The organism is Pantoea sp. y20 (assembly GCF_054903455.1).
The window spans coordinates 94,396-114,144 of sequence record NZ_CM142816.1 but is presented as its reverse complement, the minus strand read 5'-3'; the positions used below and the strand labels follow the sequence as shown (position 1 = coordinate 114,144).

The following is a 19,749-nucleotide window of genomic DNA, read 5'->3' as shown; positions in this document are numbered from 1 at the left end:
AAAAACCGGTGAAGAGATCACCGGTTTAGTGCGTTGCGGCTATCGCCTGAACTTACTTCGCAGCAGCGAAACGTGCTGCAGCTTCATCCCAGTTCACTACGTTCCAGAATGCTTTGATGTAATCAGGACGTTTGTTCTGATACTTCAGGTAGTAAGCGTGTTCCCACACGTCCAGACCGATGATCGGCGTGCCTGAAACGCCAGCAACGGCTTCACCCATCAGCGGGCTATCCTGGTTTGCGGTTGAAACCACAGCCAGTTTGTCGCCTTTTTTCACCAGCCACGCCCAGCCTGAACCGAAGCGAGTAGTCGCAGCTTTCTCAAACTCAGCCTGGAAAGCTTCAACGCTACCGAAATCTTTTTCGATGGCGGCTTTCAGGTCGCCCTGCAGCGAGGTGCCCAGCTTCAGACCTTTCCAGAAGAAGCTGTGGTTAGCGTGGCCGCCTGCGTTGTTACGCAGTGGACCTTTTTTGTCTGCTGGCAGCTGATCCAGTTTGGTGATCAGCTCTTCTACCGGCAGGTCAGCGAATTCGGTACCTTCCAGCGCAGCGTTAGCGTTGTTAACGTAGGTCTGGTGGTGTTTAGTGTGATGGATTTCCATCGTCTGCTTGTCGAAGTGCGGTTCCAGTGCGTCGTACGCATACGGCAGGGATGGCAGTGAATAACTCATGTTCTTCCTCTCCATTTTAGTGTTTTGCAGCACCACCTCACTGGGTGTGCCGCGTAAGCAGTCGGATCATTATAGTTAAAAACATGATCCGTAAAAGGGTTATCAATGCCTTAGAATTGATAAGGATTTGATGAATCTGGGAAAAGGTGCGCACGCACGGCTACACCTTGTGGCTGCTGGCGCGCAGTTTAAGCTGCACCGGCAGTTCATTGATGGCTGGCGGCTCATCACCTTTGAGCGCCGCCAGCAGACGTTTACCCGCCATGCGCCCCATCTCTTCATACGGCAGCACAATGCTGGTGAGCGGCGGCGAACATACGGCCGCTAGCGGACCGCCGCCGATGCTGGCAATCGCCAACTGGCTGGGAATCGCAATCCCCGCCGCATGGCACGCCATGATAGCGCCGCAGGCCACTTCGTCGCTGGTGCAAATCAGCACATCCAGCTCCGGCCAGGTCAGGCGAATTTCCGCCAGCAAGCTGTGCCCGGCGGCAAAGGTCGGCATTTTCGGCGAGGTCACCACGCGATGCGGCGCCTGATTCATCGCCAGCATGCCGCTGTGCCAGCCATTCAGCAGCTGGCGGAAGATGGTGTTATTACTCTGCGTGCACAGCAAACCGAGATTGCGATAGCCGCGCTCGACCAGACTTTGCACCAGTTGGCGAATCGCTTTGGCGTAATCGACACCAATGCTGATCCCCGCCGAATCCTGATGCACGCCGCCAATATCCATGACCGGCAGCCCGGAATTGCTCAGCAGACGATGCGCTTCGGCGGCGTTATCGAAATTGAAATGCACCATCGCCGCCGGATTATAGGAGAGCAACATTTCGATCAGCTCGCTCTCTTCTGCCGCCGAATGGTTGGCTTCAGCCAGCATCATGTTATAGCCCTGCGGCCGCAGCACTTCCTGTAGCGCTTCGGACACAATTGCGCTGCCCGGCGTGGCAAACGATGGCACCACCATGGTGATCAGGCGTGATGTGGCCGATGCCAGATTGCTCGCCTGCACATTCGGCACATAGGAGAGCTCAATCACTGCCGCATCGATTTTGGCGCGAATTTCAGGCGACACTTTCTCCGGCATGCGTAGCGCGCGCGACGCTGTCATGGTGCTTACGCCCACCAAACGGGCAACATCGGCTAAAGTGCTTTTACCGGTACCGCGCCGTTTTTTTTCTGTCATGCGATCTCCTGCATTACTCGCTACTTTTTTGCCAGGACGCAGCTTAAAACCAAATCTGTTAACGCGCCATGTGAAAAACCACAGTTTCGGGCATGCCTCACCCAGCGATCTTTTCAGAATGATTGAGCATGTCAGGTGCTTGCAACCAAGACAAACGCACAGCAAGGAAATGTTAGCGATAACATGTTTTTTAACAATAACGGTGTTAGCGCTAACTTTTGCGACAATCATCACAGAAAACCGCTGAGAAAATAACCTACATTGCACTCCATCGACGAATAAACAGGAATGACTGATGCTCACTCAATGGCTAACGCCGCAACATATTCGGGTAGTCGAGCAGGTTAGCGACTGGCAGGAAGCAGTGCGATTATCTGCCGAACCGCTGCTGGCCGCTGGGGCGATCAGCCCGGCTTATCTCGATGCTATCTTCACTTCGCATGCCGAACTCGGCCCTTACTACGTGCTGGCTCCGGGCCTGGCGATGCCGCATGCCCGCCCGGAACAAGGCGCGCGCAAAAACGGCCTGTCGTTGCTGCATGTGAAAAATGGCGTGAATTTTCAGGCCGATGAAAACGATCCGGTTTATGTGGTCATCATGCTGTGCGCGGTATCTGGTGACGATCACATTCAGATGATCACCGCCTTAGCGGACGTGTTCAGCGACGAATCCCGCCTGCAGCAGTTGCTGTCGGCTTCTACCCTGTCAGCGATTGAAGCTGTCATTGAAAATAAATAACCAGAGAACCCTATGATGAAAAAAGTCCTGATTGTGTGTGGAAATGGTTTAGGTAGCAGCTTTATTGTTGAAATGAACGTGAAGAAGATTGTGGCGGAATTAGGCAAAGAGGCAGAAGTGGGCCACACCGATTTAACCTCTGCGAAATCTGAACAGGCTGATTTAATCATTGCCGCAAAAGATATTGCCGACCAATTAGCCGGGCACAGCGCGAAAGTCGTTGGTCTGACAAACCTGCTGGATAATGCAAAGATTAAAGAAATTCTGGCTGAAAATATCTAATAACAGTTTATCCCGAAAAACTTTACTCACTATGGAGTAAGTTATGCTGCAGTTTATAATTAAGGATGTTCTTGGAACACCCGCTATACTTGTCGGCCTTTTTTCCCTGTTTGGTTTATTACTGCAAAAGAAACCGGTTTCTGATGTTATTTCCGGTACGCTTAAAACCATCATGGGTTTTGTTATTCTCATCGCCGGGGCCAATTTAATTGCGGCCACGCTGACCATCTTCAGTCAGCTGTTTGAGCACTCTTTTAATATTCAGGGCGTAGTGCCAAATACGGATGCAATGGCCGCGCTGGCGCAGAAAAGTTACGGCACCGAAACCGCCATGATCATGGTGTTTGGTATGCTGGTGAACATCTTGCTGGCGCGCATTACCCCGTTGAAATACATATTCCTGACTGGTCACCACACGCTGTATATGTCGGCGATGCTGGCGGTAATTCTGTCGGTAGGCGGCATTCACGGCTTCTGGCTGGTGCTGATTGGTTCGTTGATTCTCGGCACCATGATGGTGGTTTGCCCGGCGATTCTGCAGCCGTTCACCCGCAAAATCACCAACTCGGACGATCTGGCGCTCGGCCACTTTGGCTCAACCGGCTATCTGCTCTCCGCGTTAGTGGGCAAAATGGTCGGTAAAGGCAGCCCGTCGATTGAAGAGCTGAAGGTGCCGAAAACCCTCAACTTCCTGCGCGACTCATCGGTAGCGATTTCGCTGACCATGATGATTCTGTTTATCGCGCTGGTTCTGGTTGCCGGTAAAGAATTCACCGAAAGCATCAGTGGCGGCCAGAACTACATTGTGTTCGCCATCATTCAGTCGATCACCTTTGCTGCGGGCGTCTATATCATCCTTGCCGGTGTGCGCATGGTGATTGCCGAAATCGTGCCGGCCTTTAAAGGTATCGCCGATAAGTTGGTACCCAACGCCAAACCGGCGCTGGATTGCCCAACCGTGTTCCCGTTCGCGCCGAACGCGGTGATCATCGGCTTCCTGTCGAGCTTCTCCGCCGGCTTGATCAGCATGTTCCTGTGTCCGCTGTTTGGTCTGAGCGTTATCGTTCCGGGTCTGGTACCGCATTTCTTCTGCGGTGCGACCGCTGGCGTCTACGGCAATATCACCGGCGGACGTCGCGGCGCTGTGATCGGCGCCTTTGTGCAAGGCTTGCTGATCTCCTTCCTGCCAGCGATTCTGCTGCCGCTGATGGGCGACCTCGGCTTCGCTTCCACCACCTTCGGTGATGCCGACTTCGGCATTGTTGGTATCGTGCTCGGCCACATTATTTCGTTCTTCCATTGATGTCATCAACAGCGCCTGCGGGCGCTGTTGTTGTAATGAGGAAATAAGTTATGCAAGCCAAATTCTCCCCCTCCTTAATGTGCATGGATCTCACGCGTTTTCGCGAGCAGGTTGAAGCGATGAATAGCACCGCTGCCTTTTATCATGTCGATATTATGGATGGCAGCTATGTGAAGAATATTACGCTGTCGCCGTTCTTTATTGAGAACCTGCGTAAAATTACTGATGTACCAATTGATGTGCATTTAATGGTAAATCATCCGGAAGATATTATCCCAATGTGCATTGAGGCCGGCGCCGATATTATTAGCTTCCACCCGGAAACCGCTAATAACAAAATTTTCCGCCTGCTGACGCAAATTAAAGACGCAGGCCGTCGCTGCGGCGTGGTGTTAAATCCGGCCACACCGGCAGAAACTATTCGTGAATATGCGCACCTGCTGGATAAAGTCACGGTGATGTCAGTGGATCCGGGTTTCGCCGGGCAGACATTTATCCCGCAAACGCTGAATAAGATTCGCCAGTTAATCGCCATGCGCGAAGAGCACGGTTATCACTATCTGACCGAAATTGATGGTTCATGCAATGCGCGCACCTTCCGGCAGATTGCTGCTTCAGGCGTGGATGTGTTTATTGTGGGCACGTCAGGTTTGTTTAATCTGGATGACGATGTCGCGCAGGCGTGGCAGAAGATGGAGAGCATTTTCGCCGAGGAAACCGCAGCTGCGTAAACCTGCACATATCGTAGCGGCGCAATTTATTGCGCGATAAATCGCGCCGCGACAAAATGTGCACAATCAATGATCTGTTAACGCCCCAGCTCACTCAGCGATTTATCCAGCGCGCCCACCAGCCAATCGATATCCGCTTCCTGGAACGCCAACGGCGGACGCAACTTCAGCACGTTGCCGTAAGGTCCCGCCACTGACGTCAACACGCGGTGTTCGCGCAGTTTCTCGATCAAATCCAGCGCCAGCGCTTTATCCGGCGTTTTACTGGCGCGATCCTGCACCAGTTCGAAACCAATAAACAGGCCCGCACCGCGCACGTCGCCGATCGACTCGTGACGATCCATTAGTTTCTGCAGTTCACTCAACAGCCTGGCGCCCACCACGCGGCTGTGCTCCTGCAAGCCCTCTTCTTTAATTACCGTCAGCACCGCTTGCGCGGCGGCCATCGCCACCGGATTACCGCCAAAGGTGTTGAAGTAAGGAATCTCGTCACTAAATGCCGCTAGCACATCGCTTTTCGCCAGCAAACCTGAAACCGGAATGCCGTTGCCCATTGGCTTGCCGGTGGTGATCACATCAGGCACCACGCCGTGACGCGCAAAGCCCCAGAACGCATCGCCGGTACGACCAAAGCCCGGCTGCACTTCATCGGCAATGAAAATCCCGCCGTTGGCATGCACCACATCGACCGCTTTTTGCAGGAAGCCGCGCGGGTTCGGCAATACGCCATCGGATGAGAAGATTGAGTCAGCGAGGAAGCCGGCAAACTTGATGCCGTGCGCTTTCATATCGTCAATCTGCTGCTGGATTTCATTGGCAAACCACTCGCCGAGATCGGGCGCATTCACGCGATAGGCATCCGGCGGTGAAACCAGACGCGTGGTTGCCGCCAACGGCTGTCCGCTGCCGAGGGCGGGCGACACACCTGACGTGAGATCGCTGGTGCCGTGATACGCCTCCTGCGACACGATAATGCCGGTGCCGCCGCTGAAAGCCCGCGCCACGCGGATCGCCAAATCGTTGGCTTCCGAACCGGTACACATGTACATGGCGCGATCGATGGCATCTGGCGTGGTCGCCAGCAACTCTTCGGTGTAATCGAGAATGCGTTCGTGCAGATAGCGCGTGTGGGTGTTCAGCATCTTCATCTGCTGATTCACCGCCTCAATCACCGCCGGATGGCAGTGACCAATGCTCGCCACGTTGTTATACACATCAAGATATTTATCACCGGCGGCATCCCACACATACTGCCCTTCGCCGCGCACTAAATGCACTGGCTTGCGGTAAAACAGGCGATACGACTCGCCCAACACTTTGCTGCGCTTGTCGGTTAGCTTGCGGGTTGCCGCATCCAGTCCGTCGGCGTGCTCAGCACGAAAACTGTTGGTATCCATGATGGTAGAACGTGTAGCCATGGTAACTCCCGTTGCGAAGGTGAGAGGGGTGCATGCGAAATCGCCGTTTGCCAATATCATGCCTGCTTTGGCGACAAATGCAACCAAATACACAAATACAACAAAATACACATGACGGCGCAATGACACTCAGGTAAGCTTAGGCCCAGGTTGAACACGCCACAGGGAAAAGTCATGCTGCAGGAAACCCGCTTACACCGCATTCGCGCGCTGCTGACCACGCAACATCAGCTCAGCACCGAACGCATCATCAATGAGCTTGGCATCTCGCGCGAAACCGCGCGGCGCGACATTATTGAGCTGGAAGCGCAGGGATTGGCGCGGCGGGTGCATGGCGGTTTGGTCGCCGTCGATAGCCAGCCAGAGCCGCCGCTGCAGGTGCGCCGTAACGCGCAGGCGAAAGAGAAACGCGCAATTGCGGTTGCTGCCGCGCAACATCTCCAGCCCGGCCAAACGCTGTTCCTTGATGCCGGCACCACCACCACCATGCTGGCCGAACAACTGCGCACCATGTCAGGTTTAACCATCATCACTAACAGCCTGCAGGCCGCGCTGGCGCTGAGCGCAGCGGAAGAGCATGAGACGCTGAATAATCAGGTGATTTTAATTGGCGGCATGATGATGGCAGGCGCGCAGCAAACGCGCGGGGAGATGACGATTGGGGAAATTTATCGTTATCGCGCCGATGTGGCGCTGCTTTCGCCGGTCGGCATCGACGCTAAAAACGGTGCCAGCAGTTTTCATCCCCACGAAGCGGCGATTGCCCGCGCCATGGTGCAGCAGGCGAACCGCACCATTTTACTGGCGGATCACAGCAAACTCGGCGTGATGAGCCGCACCGTTTATGCAGCGATTGCGGAAATCGATCTGCTGATCTGCGACAGCGGCGCGGTAAAACCCGGCGCGCTGACGGCGCTGCAACAGGCGCTGCCGCAGGTGCAGGTGGTTTAACCGATGAGAAAGTAGCGGTAAGCAAACTCATGTAACGATGTTTCATCGCCCATTGCATGCCAGACGCGAAACTGGCGTAAACGTTCTTTTTTGCGCACCGGTAAATTAAGTCCATAAATTTCAAGCGTAACTGCGGCGGCCTTTTGGAACTCAGCTGAACATTCCGGTGCTACCTCAATTTCACCATTGTCATAATTACAGATGAAGTAATCTTCAAATTGATAATCAGGACGATCAGGTTTAATTAAAACTTCATCAAATTTTTCACGCTTTTGGCTCTGACACATATCGCAGCATGGAAACAAATTTTCCCAATGAAATGCCAAAGCCGGATACTGGCTTTTCGGTCTGAAATGCTCCAGTGTTTCCCGGCTTTCACTACCAATGAAACCATCACAAAATGCACAATGGTGATGCGTCATTACTAATAACTCTCGACGCACTGCTTGATAACAAGTGATAGAAAACCAGCGGAATGTTGCTGCCGGATTCCCCTCACGCGCTGAAATATAGCGATCGGTCCACTCAGGATAATGCATTTTAAGACATGGCGGCCATGGTCCTCGATATGATTTGAACATTCCCTGTTCTCCTTACTTTTTTGAACGGCGTGCTATTTGTCGTAACTCCATCTCAATAATGGTTTCTAATTCTTCACCGCGCTCACGTATAGTTTGCGCCAAATCCATTAATTCACTGTCATCAGTAGGATTCTGCAAATAGCGATTACGAACCTTTTTGAATGATTTCAAGAGTTGTTCAGTTTCGACATCGAAACGTTCGTCGACATCAAAAATCTCTTCAAGAATAAGTTGAATACTTTTTCCTGCTCCGGATTCAGTAGGTACGATCTGATCCTGCATAGAAGCATCCCGCATCACATTGCGCTGTGGATCAGGCAGACGATAAACCCACGCATCCTCTACCGAACCAACGACAAAAGGCGAATGCGTTGATACAAAAACCTGGGAGTTGGGTAACAACTTTTGGATTGCGGGTAAAATGCGACGTTGCCATTTAGGGTGTAAATGAATATCTATTTCGTCGAGAAATAGTATTAGAGGCTGAGAGAATATGTCTTTTTTTTCTTCGAATTTAAGATATTCTAATCTTATAGCCAAATCACATACCCAACCAATAATTGATTTTAGTCCCTCAGGCAAAGAATCAAAAGCCATACATTTATCATCAATATTGAAAACAATCGACAATGGACTTCTACTTAGCTTAAAATCAATTTTAATGCCACTCAAGTTAAATATAAAAGCCTTTATCTTCCCAAGAGACTCTTGATATTTATTTGCCTCTTCATCTTCTTGTTCTATTTTAGCCAATGCATATTTAGTTAAGTTATTAGCAATCCATTGAGCAATAACATCCGAACGGATTGTTTTGTAAAATGATAAAGCATTTTCAAAAGGAGAATAATCAATTTCCTTAATTGAATCAAAAACGAATTCATCTTGATGGCTGGTATTTCCAGAGTAAGCAAATGCAGCAAATTGGAAATCTGTATCATTGAGCATTCTTTCTATATCAAAATAGTATGCATAGTTTTTTATTAAATCTCTAAAATTTTTGTCTCCATAATAATGTGTTTTCCCAACAGGATTAATTAAATAGTCTTGATCAATAAACAAACTTGTATCAATTTTGTTCACACAATAAAACCCATGACCGTTTCCAAATTTAAAATCTACTAAGCTGTAACCATTTAAAAACCTTTTAGATATGGGATGTTTATTGCTAAAGGGATCAAATATCGCAGCTAATGCATATAAAACCGTACTTTTCCCACAGCCATTCGGCCCGGTAAAAATGTGGATCTCGGCTTTTTCTCCGTCACGCAGTTCACTTTGAATCGGCGGAAAATCAAAATGCGTGTGCTCAAACACTCCGATGTCTTTGAGTGTGACACTTTCAATGCGATAAGGCTGGCGCATGATTACTTCCTTGTGCTGAAGGAAAAAATTAAAACAAACGCCGCGAGTGGCTGTAAACCGTGGCGCGTCCCGGCTTACTAAACCCGATTAGAGTTAAATTGCAACGTTCGGCTACCTCAACTGCGAGCTGTGTCGCAGCCGATACCGCGAACAGAATCTCCACGCCGCACATGGCGGATTTCTGCACCATCTCATAGCTGGCGCGACTGGAAACCAGCACCGCGCCCTGCTGCCACGGCTGCTGGCTGCGATTCCCCAGCAGTTTATCCAGCGCCACATGGCGACCGACATCTTCATACCCGCCCTGCAATTCGCCTTGCGGTGACATCCACGCCGCCGCGTGCGTGCAGCCGGTGAGGTTGCCGATCGGCTGGTAGTCGCGCAGCTGCGCCAGGCCTTTATCCAGATTGGCTAAATCAAAGGTTTGGCTGAACGGCAGCGGCTGTAATGGCTTACCGATTTGATCAAGTTGCTCCACGCCACACACGCCGCAGCCGGTGCGGCCAGCCATGGCGCGGCGCTGCTCTTTCAGCGCCATAAAGCGGCGGCTGGAGAGTTCAATCTGTACTTCAATGCCATTACAGCCCGAAACCACATCGATACCGTAGATTTCATCCGGGCGCGCAATAATGCCTTCCGAGAGCGAGAAACCTATCGCAAAAGCTTCCAAATCATTGGGTGTCGCCATCATCACAACGTGCGAAATGCCGTTATAGACCAGCGCTACCGGTACTTCCTGCGCCAGCCAGTCTGTTTCCGCAAGGCTGATATCACGCCGCTGATGCACCTGCGCCTGCACCGCACCTGAGATCTTATTCACATTAATGTGACTTTCCTGCTCATTCTCTGTCACTTTTTTCGCCTCACATAACAACCTTACTAAAGTAGTGGTAATATTAGGTCGCTATTGCCGCAATATTCGTCGGGTTATTGTGACGCCCGATTCACTGCACTGCAAAAGTAAAAAATCATTCATGTTGAAAGGATAATCCATGAACGTCAGCCGAAGAAAATTCTTCAAGGTCTGTGCTGGCGGTATGGCAGGGACAACGGCAGCACTGCTTGGCTTTGCGCCAGAGGTAGCGCTGGCGGAAACGCGACAGTATAAACTGCTGCGCGCACGCGAAACCCGTAACACCTGCACTTACTGCTCAGTTGGCTGTGGCTTGTTAATGTACAGCCTCGGTGACGGCGCGAAAAACGCCAAAGAGACCATTTTCCATATCGAAGGGGATCCGGATCATCCGGTGAGCCGCGGCGCATTGTGCCCGAAAGGCGCAGGCCTGCTCGACTTCATCCACAGTGAAAGTCGCCTGCAATACCCGGAATACCGCGCGCCAGGCTCCGATAAATGGCAGCGCATTAGCTGGGACGATGCCTTTGATCGCATCGCCAGGCTAATGAAAGCGGACCGCGACGCTAACTTCGTGGCGCAAAACGCTGCGGGCGTGACGGTAAACCGTTGGCTCTCCACCGGCATGCTGTGTGCTTCCGCATCCAGCAACGAAACCGGCTATTTAACCCAGAAATTTACCCGATCGCTCGGCATGTTAGCGGTCGACAACCAGGCACGCGTATGACACGGACCAACGGTAGCAAGTCTTGCTCCAACATTTGGTCGCGGTGCGATGACCAATCACTGGGTCGACATCCGTAATGCCAATCTGATCGTTGTGATGGGCGGGAACGCCGCTGAAGCGCATCCGGTGGGATTCCGCTGGGCGATGGAAGCCAAGATTCACAACAAAGCCAAACTGATTGTTATCGATCCGCGCTTCACGCGAACCGCATCGGTAGCCGATTTCTATACGCCGATTCGTTCGGGCACCGACATCACTTTCCTGTCGGGCGTACTGCTGTGGCTGCTGCAAAACGACAAAATCCAGCATGAATATGTGCAGGCGTACACCAATGCCAGCCTGATCGTGCGCGAGGATTATCATTTTGAAGATGGCCTGTTCAGCGGCTACGACGAAGAGAATCGCAAATACGACAAAACCAGCTGGAACTACGAACTGGACGCCGACGGCTTCGCCAAACGCGACGCCACGCTCACGCATCCGCGCTGCGTATGGAACCTGCTGAAGCAGCACGTTAGCCGTTACACGCCAGAAATTGTTGAACGCATCTGCGGCACGCCAAAAGCGGACTTCTTGCACGTGTGTGAACTGATTGGCGAAACCAGCGCGCGCGATCGCACCACTTCGTTCCTGTATGCGCTCGGCTGGACGCAGCACTCGGTCGGTGCGCAGAATATCCGCACCATGGCGATGATTCAGCTGCTGCTCGGCAACATGGGCATGATTGGCGGCGGCATCAATGCGCTGCGCGGCCACTCGAATATTCAGGGGCTGACCGATCTCGGTTTGCTGTCGCAAAGTTTGCCGGGTTACATGACTTTGCCGTCGGAAAAACACACCGATCTGCAGAGTTATCTTGCTGCCAACACGCCGAAAGCGCTGCTGCCGGGCCAGGTAAACTACTGGAGCAACTACCCGAAATTCTTTGTCAGCCAGATGAAAGCCTTCTTCGGCGACAAAGCCCAGGCGGAAAACAGCTGGGGCTTCGACTGGTTGCCGAAGTGGGATAAAGGTTACGACGTGCTGCAGTACTTCGAGATGATGTCGCAAGGCAAGGTCAACGGCTATCTGTGCCAGGGCTTCAACCCGGTGGCATCGTTCCCGAACAAGCGCAAAGTGATTGATTCACTGTCGAAGCTGAAGTTCCTTGTCACCATCGACCCGCTCAACACCGAAACTGCCACCTTCTGGGAGAATCACGACGAGTTTAACGATGTTGATCCATCAAAAATTCAGACCGAAGTGTTCCGTTTGCCCTCCACCTGTTTCGCCGAAGAGAACGGTTCAATCGTTAACTCCGGCCGCTGGCTGCAGTGGCACTGGAAAGGTCAGGATGCACCGGGCGAAGCGCTGAATGACGGCGAGATTCTTTCCGGCATCTATTCACGCCTGCGCAAAATGTACGCCAGTGAGGGCGGCGCATTGCCTGAGCAAGTGCTGAACATGAGCTGGAACTACCTGACGCCAGAAAATCCTGCGCCGGAAGAAGTGGCGATGGAGAACAACGGCAAAGCGCTGGCGGATGTATACGATGACAAAGGCACGCTGCTGGTGAAAAAAGGCCAACAGCTCAGTACCTTTGCCCATCTGAAAGATGACGGCAGCACCAGCAGCGGATGCTGGATTTTCGCCGGCAGCTGGACGCCGGACGGCAACCAGATGGCGCGCCGCGACAACACCGATCCTACCGGTTTGGGCAATACGCTGAACTGGAGCTGGGCGTGGCCGCTCAACCGCCGCATTCTCTACAACCGCGCCTCGGCTGATCCGCAAGGCAATCCGTGGGATCCGAAACGTCAGATCCTGAAGTGGGATGGCAGCAAATGGGGGGGCATGGATGTGCCGGACTACAGCGCCGCCGCACCCGGCAGCGATGTCGGGCCGTTCATCATGCAGCCGGAAGGCATGGGCCGCCTGTTTGCGCTCGATAAAATGGCCGAAGGTCCGTTCCCGGAACACTACGAGCCGTTTGAAACGCCAATCGGCACCAACCCGCTGCATCCGAACGTGGTATCCAACCCGGCGGCGCGCGTGTTCAAGGACGATTTGGCATCGATGGGCCAGGCGGAGCAGTTCCCGTATGTCGGCACCACTTATCGTCTCACCGAGCATTTCCATTACTGGACCAAACACGCGCGGCTCAATGCCATCGCGCAGCCGGAACAGTTCGTTGAAATCGGAGAGACACTGGCAGATGAGTTAGGGATTCGACAAGGCGACACGGTTGAAGTCACCTCAAACCGCGGCTACATCAAAGCTAAAGCCGTAGTCACTAAGCGTATTCGACGACTGAATGTTGACGGTAAATCTGTTGATACTATCGGTATTCCGATTCACTGGGGGTATCAGGGCGTGGCAAAAAAAGGCTTCATTGCCAATACATTGACGCCATTTGTCGGTGACGCCAATACGCAAACGCCGGAGTTCAAAGCATTCCTGGTCAACATCGTGAAAGTGTTCGATGAGGTGTAACGGAGAACGAATATGACTTATCAATCTCAAGACATTATCCGCCGCTCCGCCACCAATGGACTCACGCCTGCCCCGCAGGCGCGTAACCATCAGCAGGAAGTGGCGAAACTGATCGACGTGACCACCTGCATCGGCTGCAAAGCGTGTCAGGTGGCGTGCTCGGAGTGGAACGATATCCGCGATGAAGTGGGACATAACGTTGGGGTGTACGACAATCCCGCCGATTTGACCGCCAAATCCTGGACGGTGATGCGCTTCTCAGAAGTGGAGGAGAACGGCAAGTTAGAGTGGCTGATCCGCAAGGATGGCTGCATGCACTGCGCCGATCCCGGCTGCCTGAAAGCCTGCCCATCTGAAGGCGCGATTATTCAGTACGCTAACGGCATCGTCGATTTTCAGTCAGAACAGTGCATTGGCTGCGGCTACTGCATTGCGGGCTGTCCGTTCGATGTGCCGCGTCTGAATAAAGAGGACAACCGCGTGTACAAATGCACGCTGTGCGTCGATCGTGTCAATGTCGGTCAGGAACCGGCGTGCGTGAAAACCTGCCCGACCGGCGCGATTCACTTCGGCAGCAAAAGCGATATGCAGGCGCTGGCCGGTGAACGCGTGGCCGAGCTCAACACGCGCGGCTATGCCAACGCCGGCTTGTACGATCCGGAAGGCGTCGGCGGCACGCACGTGATGTATGTGCTGCACCACGCCAACAAACCGCAGCTCTATCACGGTTTGCCGGATAATCCGAGCATCAGTCCGGCGGTAACGTTCTGGAAAGGGATCTGGAAACCGCTGGCGGCGATCGGTTTTGCCGCCACCTTCGCCGCGTCGGTGTTCCACTACGTTGGCGTAGGGCCAAACCGCGTGGAAGAGGATGAGGACGAGAATCTGCACGAAAAAGAGGAGCGCGAATAATGAAAAAACGCGATCGTCTGGTGCGCTACAGCGCACCGGAACGCATCAATCACTGGATTGTGGCGTTCTGTTTTGTGCTCGCCGCGCTGAGCGGACTGGGTTTCTTTTTCCCGTCGTTTAACTGGCTGATGCACGTGCTCGGCACGCCGCAGTTGGCGCGTATCCTGCATCCGTTTGTTGGCACGGTGATGTTTGCCGCCTTTATCATCATGTTCTTACGCTATTGGAAACATAATCTGATCAATCGCGAAGACCTGGTTTGGGCGAAAAACATCCACAAAATCGTGCAAAACGAAGAGGTCGGCGATACCGGCAAATACAACTTCGGGCAGAAGTGTGTGTTCTGGGCTGCTATCATCAGCTTAGTCTTGCTGCTGGTGAGCGGAATTGTTATCTGGCGCCCGTACTTTGCCGGTGCCTTTACTATTCCGCTGATTCGCATCGCGCTAGTGGTGCATTCGGTCTCAGCTGTGGCGCTGATCGTGGTGATTATGGTGCACATTTACGCCGCGTTGTGGGTAAAAGGCACCATTACCGCCATGGTTGAGGGCTGGGTTCCGGCCGCGTGGGCGAAGAAACATCACCCACGCTGGTATCGCGAGCAGCGCCAACGCCAAACACAACAGGAAAAACGTCCCTGATGAGTATTCGCATCATCCCGCAGGACCAGCTGGAGAAAAGCGAAAAGCGCACGGCGGAGCACGTTCCGCCGTTACTTTTCCCCCGGCTGAAAAATCTGTATAGCCGCCGTGCGGCACGTTTGCGCGACCTGGCCGCGAAGAATCCGCTGGGTGATTACCTGCGCTTTGCTGCGGTGATCGCCGAGGCGCAGGAGATCGTGCTGTATGACCATCCGCTACAGCTTGATCTGCAGCAGCGGCTGACGCAGAGCGCCGAGCAGGGCAAACCGCCGCTCGATATCCACACCTATCCGCGCGATGCGCACTGGCAGCGTTTGCTGCATTCGCTGATCGCCGAGCTGAAGCCGGAGATGAGCGGCCAGGCGCTGGCGGTGCTGGAGAATCTGGAAAAATCCTCCACTAGCGAACTGGAAAATCTGGCGCATGCGCTGCTGGAAGGCGATTTCGCGCAGGTGAGCAGCGACAAATCGCCGTTCATCTGGGCGGCGTTGTCGATTTACTGGGCGCAGATGGCGGCATTAATTCCCGGTAAAGCGCGCGCCGAATACGGTGAGCATCGCCAGTTCTGCCCGGTATGCGCCAGCGTGCCGGTCACCAGCGTGGTGCACATGAGCGTAGGCCAGCAAGGTCTGCGCTATCTGCACTGCAATCTGTGTGAAAGCGAATGGTATGTGGTGCGCAGCAAGTGCTCCAACTGTGAACAAACCGGCGATCTGCATTACTGGTCGCTGGACAGCGAAAAAGCGGCGGTGAAAGCAGAGAGTTGCGGCGATTGCGGTACCTACCTGAAGATGTTGTATCAGGAGAAGGATCCCGCCGTAGAGCCGGTGGCCGATGATTTGGCCTCGCTGGTGCTGGATGCCCGCATGGAGCAGGAAGGATTCGCCCGCAGCAGTCTGAATCCGTTTATGTTCCCCGGCGATTAGCTTTTTCCATGTTTCTACGGTCCGTAGCGGCGCGATTTATCGCGCATTGTGCCAGCGCGCCGCCAGGGATATGTGCGGTTTGTTATCGCGTATTTTCATTCAACACGGAGGCGCACGATGAAACTGATTGGCAGCTACACCAGCCCTTTTGTCCGCAAAATATCAGTGATATTGCTGGAAAAAGGCCTGGTTTTCGAATTCGTTAATCACTCTCCGTGGATCGATGACAGCGATGTACCGCAGTACAATCCGCTGGGCAAAGTACCGGCGCTGATTGACGACAACCAGCTCACCTGGTTCGACTCTTCGATCATCGCGCAAGTCATTGAACTGCGCGGCGATGCGCCTGCGCTGCTGCCCGATGATGCGCTGCATGCGTTGCACATCCGTCAGCTGGAAAAACTGGCCGACGGCATCAACGATGCGGCGGTGATGATCGTGCGCGAGCAGATGCGTCCCGGCGATCAGCAATCTGAAGAGGTGCTGCTGCGCAACCGTGACAAAATCCAACGCGGCCTCGATGCGCTAGAAACCGCCGCCGCCCAAGGCGAATGGCTCAATAGCGGCACGCTCAATCTGGCCGATATCGCCACCGGCTGCATGATTGGATACCTCAACTTCCGCCGCGTGCTGCCAAACTGGTGCGTAAATCGCCCGGCGCTGGTGAAGCTGGCCGAAAACCTGTTTGCGCGCGAAAGCTTTGCCCGCACCGTTCCGCCCTCTCTGTAAGTCACCCGATGAAAACCCTGTACAGCCAATTACCTGCTATCGACAGCCTGCTGCGCGATCCCGCGCTGCAGCCGCTGCTTGCCGATCACGGAACCGCCTTCGCTACGCGCCAGCTGCGCAGCATGCAGCAGGAAGCGCGCGACCACATTCAGCAGCACCAAACCTTGCCAGAGTGGCACCTGAACTGGCCGGATGAAGCGCTGCGCCGTATCCAGCAACAGCAGCAAAGTGCGCTGCGTCCGGTGTTCAATCTCACCGGCACCGTGCTGCACACCAATCTTGGCCGCGCACAGCTGAGCGATCGCGCTATCGACGCGGTGGTGAATTGCCTGCGTCAGCCGGTCACGCTGGAATACGCGCTGGATGAAGCGGCGCGTGGCCACCGCGATCGTGCGGTTAGCGCGCTGCTGTGCGAGTTAACCGGCGCGGAAGCGGCCTGTATCGTTAACAACAATGCCGCCGCCGTGTTATTGATGTTGGCCGCGTTAGCGCCGGGGCGCGAAGTGATTGTCTCGCGCGGCGAGCTGGTGGAAATTGGCGGCGCCTTCCGCATTCCTGACGTGATGCGCCAGGCGGGCTGCAAACTGGTGGAAGTAGGCACCACCAACCGCACGCACCTGAAAGATTATCGCGCCGCCATCGCGGAAAACAGCGGCCTGCTGATGAAGGTGCACACCAGCAATTATCAGATTCAGGGCTTTACCCATGCGGTAACGGAAGCAGAGCTGGTTGCGCTGGGTGACGCTTATCAATTGCCGGTGATCACCGACCTTGGCAGCGGATCGCTGATCGATATGACCGAATTTGGTCTACCGGCTGAACCGATGCCGCAGCAGCTGATCGCCGCAGGCGTCAGTCTGGTAAGTTTCTCCGGCGACAAACTGCTCGGCGGTCCGCAGGCGGGGATTATCGTCGGCAAGCAGACGCTGATTGATCAGCTCCAGTCGCATCCGCTGAAACGCGCGCTGCGCGTCGACAAAATGACGCTCGCGGCGCTGGAAGCCACGCTACAGCTCTATCGTCAGCCGGAAACGCTGCGTGAAGCCCTGCCGACGCTGCGGCTGCTCACCCGTCCAGCGCAGGATATTCAGCAACAAGCTGAACGATTACTGCCCGCGTTACAACAGATTTATCGAGATGATTTTTCGCTAGCGATTGCGCCCTGTTCATCCCAAATCGGCAGCGGATCGCTACCAGTTGAACGTATTCCCAGTTTCGCTATCACCTTTGCGCCGAGCGATGGGCGCGGTAGCCAGCTCGTCAATTTGTCACAGCATTGGCGCAGCTTAGCGCGCCCGGTGATTGGCCGCATCCAGGAAGGCAAACTGTGGCTGGATCTGCGCTGCCTTGATGATGAAAGCGCGCTGATTCAGGCCTTAGCGTCATGATTATTGCCACCGCTGGACACGTCGATCACGGCAAAACCGCGCTGCTACAGGCATTGACCGGCGTGGATGCCGATCGCCTGCCGGAAGAGAAACGGCGCGGCATGACCATCGATCTCGGCTACGCGTACTGGCCGCAGCCGGATGGTCGCGTGCTCGGCTTTATTGATGTGCCAGGCCACGAGAAATTTCTCGCCAATATGCTGGCGGGCATTGGCGGCATTCATCATGCGCTGCTGGTGGTGGCCTGCGACGATGGCGTGATGCCGCAAACCCGCGAACATTTGCAATTGCTGAGCCTGGCCGGACAGCCGCCGCTCAGCGTGGCGCTGACCAAAGCCGATCGCGTGGATGAAACGCGCATCGCGGAAGTCCAGCGGCAGGTGGCGCAGCTCACGCAGCAACTCGGCTGGCCGGCGGTGCCGCAATTTGTTACCAGCAGCCACACCCAGCAAGGCATCGACGCGCTGCGCCAGCATCTCAGCACGCTGGCGGAACCGGCCTTCGACTCTCGTTACCGTTTCCGTCTCGCTATCGATCGCGCCTTCACGCTGAAAGGCAGCGGATTGGTGGTCACCGGCACCGCACTGTCGGGCGAAGTGAACGTCGGCGATACTCTTTGGCTTAGCAGCCTGAATCTGCCGCTGCGCGTGCGCGCGCTGCATGCGCAGAACCAATCGGTGACGCGCGCGCAAGCCGGTGAACGTATCGCATTGAATATCGTCGGCGATGTGGAAAAAGCGCAGATCGCGCGCGGCGACTGGCTGCTGTCACAGGCCAGAGCGGAAGGCACCACGCGCTTAACCGTGGCGCTGCGCTTGCTGCAGCCGCTGAAGAGCGCGTCGCAGCCGATTCATCTCCACCACGCCGCCAGCCACGTCACTGGACGCATTACGCTGCTGGCGGATGATGTCGCGGAACTGGTGCTGAACCAACCGCTGTGGCTGGCCGAGAACGATCGGCTGATTATCCGCGACAGCAACGCACAGCACACGCTGGGCGGCGCGCGCGTGCTGCTGCTCAACAGTAAAAAGCGCGGCAAACGTCAGGCGGAGTATCTTGCCTGGCTGCAGCAGCTGGCCGCCGCACAAGATGATGACGCCAGCCTGCAGGCGCATCTGGCCTATCAACCGACAGAACGGCGTGACCTGGCGTGGGCGCGCCAGCTTACCGAGCCCGCGCTGGATGCACTGATCGAGCATGCAGCACCGGTGCAGCTTGATAACGCGCTGATGAGTGCCGCGCAGGCAGCACAATGGCGGCAAAAGCTGCTGGAATCACTGGCGCATTTTCATCAGCAGCATCCCGAGATGCCGGGCATCGGCCACGATCGTTTGCGTCGTGTGGCAATGCCGCATCAGCCTGCGGAATGGGTGTTAGCGCTGATTGATCAACTGCTGGCGCAAGGTCAGCTACAACAGCGACAAGGCTGGCTGCATCTGCCCGACTTCGAACCGCGCTTTAATCCGCAGGAAGAAGCTCTTTGGCAGCAGGTCGGCCCGCTGTTTGGCGATCAGCCGCTGTGGGTGCGCGATATCGCGCTGGCGCTGCAGCAGGATGAACAGGCGATTCGCTCGCTGCTGCTCACTGCTGCGCGGCTCGGACATATCACCGCGATCGTACGCGATCGCTACTATCGCAGCGACCAGATCCAGATCTTCGCCGATCTGATTCGGAGCCGTGCCGCGCAAGAGGGCAGCACCAGCGCCGCCGACTTCCGCAACCAGCTTGGCACCGGGCGCAAAGTGGCGATACAGATTCTGGAATTCTTCGACCGCAGCGGCTTCACCCGCCGCCGTGGTAACGATCATCTGTTGCGCGACGACCGCCTGTTTCCCGTCTCATCTGCCTAAAATCTCTCGCGTTGCCTCGCAGTTCAGC

The 19,749-nt window shown here is 54.7% G+C and carries 18 protein-coding genes; 12 read left to right on the top strand and 6 right to left on the bottom strand.

Translation table 11 applies throughout. From position 1 onward, the window contains the following. Positions 1-52: 52 nt before the first annotated feature. Both sodA and ACYAC5_RS00550 read right to left on the bottom strand, forming a co-directional pair. Positions 53-670 carry a superoxide dismutase [Mn] gene (gene sodA, locus ACYAC5_RS00555; RefSeq protein WP_101763826.1) on the bottom strand — a complete coding sequence of 206 codons (618 nt, stop codon included), beginning with the start codon at positions 668-670 and terminating at the stop codon, positions 53-55. A gap of 160 nt (positions 671-830) precedes the next feature. Beyond that, positions 831-1,856: a LacI family DNA-binding transcriptional regulator gene (locus tag ACYAC5_RS00550; protein ID WP_101763827.1), complete on the bottom strand. Its 1,026-nt coding sequence runs from the start codon at positions 1,854-1,856 to the stop codon at positions 831-833. A 295-nt stretch (positions 1,857-2,151) separates the two neighbouring features. Here ACYAC5_RS00550 and ACYAC5_RS00545 point away from each other — a divergent pair, with 295 nt between their 5' ends. From ACYAC5_RS00545 to alsE, 4 genes are read left to right on the top strand one after another with little or no spacing between them, the layout of a single operon-like run. Beyond that, positions 2,152-2,595: a PTS sugar transporter subunit IIA gene (locus ACYAC5_RS00545; protein ID WP_137384868.1), complete on the top strand. Its 444-nt coding sequence runs from the start codon at positions 2,152-2,154 to the stop codon at positions 2,593-2,595. Positions 2,596-2,610: 15 nt separating this feature from the next. After that, positions 2,611-2,877 (top strand): PTS sugar transporter subunit IIB, encoded by a 267-nt coding sequence (locus ACYAC5_RS00540; RefSeq protein WP_101763934.1) that lies wholly within the window; start codon positions 2,611-2,613, stop codon positions 2,875-2,877. 43 nt (positions 2,878-2,920) lie between these two features. Then, positions 2,921-4,180 (top strand): PTS ascorbate transporter subunit IIC, encoded by a 1,260-nt coding sequence (locus ACYAC5_RS00535; protein ID WP_110867875.1) that lies wholly within the window; start codon positions 2,921-2,923, stop codon positions 4,178-4,180. A gap of 50 nt (positions 4,181-4,230) precedes the next feature. Further along, positions 4,231-4,911, top strand: a complete 681-nt coding sequence (gene alsE / locus ACYAC5_RS00530; RefSeq protein ID WP_101763830.1) for a D-allulose 6-phosphate 3-epimerase — start codon at positions 4,231-4,233, stop codon at positions 4,909-4,911. A gap of 77 nt (positions 4,912-4,988) precedes the next feature. Here the strand turns inward: alsE and ACYAC5_RS00525 are convergent, their stop codons facing one another. Beyond that, on the bottom strand, positions 4,989-6,329 hold the full coding sequence (locus tag ACYAC5_RS00525) for an aspartate aminotransferase family protein (protein WP_110867874.1): 1,341 nt from the start codon (positions 6,327-6,329) through the stop codon (positions 4,989-4,991). Positions 6,330-6,503: 174 nt separating this feature from the next. On the opposite strand from ACYAC5_RS00525, the gene ACYAC5_RS00520 reads away from it, so the two are divergent. Continuing rightward, complete coding sequence (locus ACYAC5_RS00520) at positions 6,504-7,280, top strand: DeoR/GlpR family DNA-binding transcription regulator (protein ID WP_101763832.1); 777 nt, start codon at positions 6,504-6,506, stop codon at positions 7,278-7,280. Here the strand turns inward: ACYAC5_RS00520 and ACYAC5_RS00515 are convergent. Genes ACYAC5_RS00515 through fdhD form a run of 3 tightly spaced genes read right to left on the bottom strand, consistent with a single transcriptional unit; the run spans position 7,277 to position 10,043 of the window. Further along, positions 7,277-7,861 (bottom strand): retron system putative HNH endonuclease, encoded by a 585-nt coding sequence (locus ACYAC5_RS00515; protein ID WP_271460933.1) that lies wholly within the window; start codon positions 7,859-7,861, stop codon positions 7,277-7,279. The genes ACYAC5_RS00520 and ACYAC5_RS00515 overlap by 4 nt on opposite strands. Positions 7,862-7,873: 12 nt before the next feature. Further along, positions 7,874-9,223, bottom strand: a complete 1,350-nt coding sequence (locus tag ACYAC5_RS00510; RefSeq protein ID WP_277974335.1) for an AAA family ATPase — start codon at positions 9,221-9,223, stop codon at positions 7,874-7,876. A 28-nt stretch (positions 9,224-9,251) separates the two neighbouring features. Beyond that, complete coding sequence (fdhD, locus tag ACYAC5_RS00505; RefSeq protein ID WP_462062218.1) at positions 9,252-10,043, bottom strand: formate dehydrogenase accessory sulfurtransferase FdhD; 792 nt, start codon at positions 10,041-10,043, stop codon at positions 9,252-9,254. 172 nt (positions 10,044-10,215) lie between these two features. On the opposite strand from fdhD, the gene fdnG reads away from it, so the two are divergent. The 7 genes from fdnG to selB all read left to right on the top strand — a co-directional run bounded on the left by fdnG (position 10,216) and on the right by selB (position 19,721). Next, on the top strand, positions 10,216-13,275 hold the full coding sequence (gene fdnG, locus ACYAC5_RS00500) for a formate dehydrogenase-N subunit alpha (RefSeq protein ID WP_462062216.1): 3,060 nt from the start codon (positions 10,216-10,218) through the stop codon (positions 13,273-13,275). A 12-nt stretch (positions 13,276-13,287) separates the two neighbouring features. Continuing rightward, positions 13,288-14,187 (top strand): formate dehydrogenase subunit beta, encoded by a 900-nt coding sequence (fdxH, locus tag ACYAC5_RS00495; protein ID WP_309836500.1) that lies wholly within the window; start codon positions 13,288-13,290, stop codon positions 14,185-14,187. Beyond that, complete coding sequence (fdoI, locus tag ACYAC5_RS00490; protein ID WP_101763837.1) at positions 14,187-14,828, top strand: formate dehydrogenase cytochrome b556 subunit; 642 nt, start codon at positions 14,187-14,189, stop codon at positions 14,826-14,828. The genes fdxH and fdoI overlap by 1 nt, the downstream gene beginning before the upstream one ends. Beyond that, on the top strand, positions 14,828-15,754 hold the full coding sequence (gene fdhE, locus ACYAC5_RS00485) for a formate dehydrogenase accessory protein FdhE (RefSeq protein WP_462062214.1): 927 nt from the start codon (positions 14,828-14,830) through the stop codon (positions 15,752-15,754). The genes fdoI and fdhE overlap by 1 nt, the downstream gene beginning before the upstream one ends. A gap of 117 nt (positions 15,755-15,871) precedes the next feature. Beyond that, positions 15,872-16,483, top strand: a complete 612-nt coding sequence (locus tag ACYAC5_RS00480; protein WP_101763839.1) for a glutathione S-transferase — start codon at positions 15,872-15,874, stop codon at positions 16,481-16,483. Positions 16,484-16,491: 8 nt separating this feature from the next. Further along, positions 16,492-17,871 carry an L-seryl-tRNA(Sec) selenium transferase gene (gene selA / locus ACYAC5_RS00475; protein WP_462062212.1) on the top strand — a complete coding sequence of 460 codons (1,380 nt, stop codon included), beginning with the start codon at positions 16,492-16,494 and terminating at the stop codon, positions 17,869-17,871. Continuing rightward, complete coding sequence (gene selB / locus ACYAC5_RS00470) at positions 17,868-19,721, top strand: selenocysteine-specific translation elongation factor (RefSeq protein ID WP_462062211.1); 1,854 nt, start codon at positions 17,868-17,870, stop codon at positions 19,719-19,721. The genes selA and selB overlap by 4 nt, the downstream gene beginning before the upstream one ends. Positions 19,722-19,749 lie beyond the last annotated feature (28 nt).

Excerpts from the sequence above, each read along its gene's own strand:
- sodA (WP_101763826.1), bottom strand. The coding sequence starts at position 670 with ATGAGTTATTCACTGCCATCCCTGCCGTATGCGTACGACGCACTGGAA.
- ACYAC5_RS00550 (WP_101763827.1), bottom strand. The coding sequence starts at position 1,856 with ATGACAGAAAAAAAACGGCGCGGTACCGGTAAAAGCACTTTAGCCGAT.
- ACYAC5_RS00545 (WP_137384868.1), top strand. The coding sequence starts at position 2,152 with ATGCTCACTCAATGGCTAACGCCGCAACATATTCGGGTAGTCGAGCAG.
- ACYAC5_RS00540 (WP_101763934.1), top strand. The coding sequence starts at position 2,611 with ATGAAAAAAGTCCTGATTGTGTGTGGAAATGGTTTAGGTAGCAGCTTT.
- ACYAC5_RS00535 (WP_110867875.1), top strand. The coding sequence starts at position 2,921 with ATGCTGCAGTTTATAATTAAGGATGTTCTTGGAACACCCGCTATACTT.
- alsE (WP_101763830.1), top strand. The coding sequence starts at position 4,231 with ATGCAAGCCAAATTCTCCCCCTCCTTAATGTGCATGGATCTCACGCGT.
- ACYAC5_RS00525 (WP_110867874.1), bottom strand. The coding sequence starts at position 6,329 with ATGGCTACACGTTCTACCATCATGGATACCAACAGTTTTCGTGCTGAG.
- ACYAC5_RS00520 (WP_101763832.1), top strand. The coding sequence starts at position 6,504 with ATGCTGCAGGAAACCCGCTTACACCGCATTCGCGCGCTGCTGACCACG.
- ACYAC5_RS00515 (WP_271460933.1), bottom strand. The coding sequence starts at position 7,861 with ATGTTCAAATCATATCGAGGACCATGGCCGCCATGTCTTAAAATGCAT.
- ACYAC5_RS00510 (WP_277974335.1), bottom strand. The coding sequence starts at position 9,223 with ATGCGCCAGCCTTATCGCATTGAAAGTGTCACACTCAAAGACATCGGA.
- fdxH (WP_309836500.1), top strand. The coding sequence starts at position 13,288 with ATGACTTATCAATCTCAAGACATTATCCGCCGCTCCGCCACCAATGGA.
- fdoI (WP_101763837.1), top strand. The coding sequence starts at position 14,187 with ATGAAAAAACGCGATCGTCTGGTGCGCTACAGCGCACCGGAACGCATC.
- fdhE (WP_462062214.1), top strand. The coding sequence starts at position 14,828 with ATGAGTATTCGCATCATCCCGCAGGACCAGCTGGAGAAAAGCGAAAAG.
- ACYAC5_RS00480 (WP_101763839.1), top strand. The coding sequence starts at position 15,872 with ATGAAACTGATTGGCAGCTACACCAGCCCTTTTGTCCGCAAAATATCA.
- selA (WP_462062212.1), top strand. The coding sequence starts at position 16,492 with ATGAAAACCCTGTACAGCCAATTACCTGCTATCGACAGCCTGCTGCGC.
- selB (WP_462062211.1), top strand. The coding sequence starts at position 17,868 with ATGATTATTGCCACCGCTGGACACGTCGATCACGGCAAAACCGCGCTG.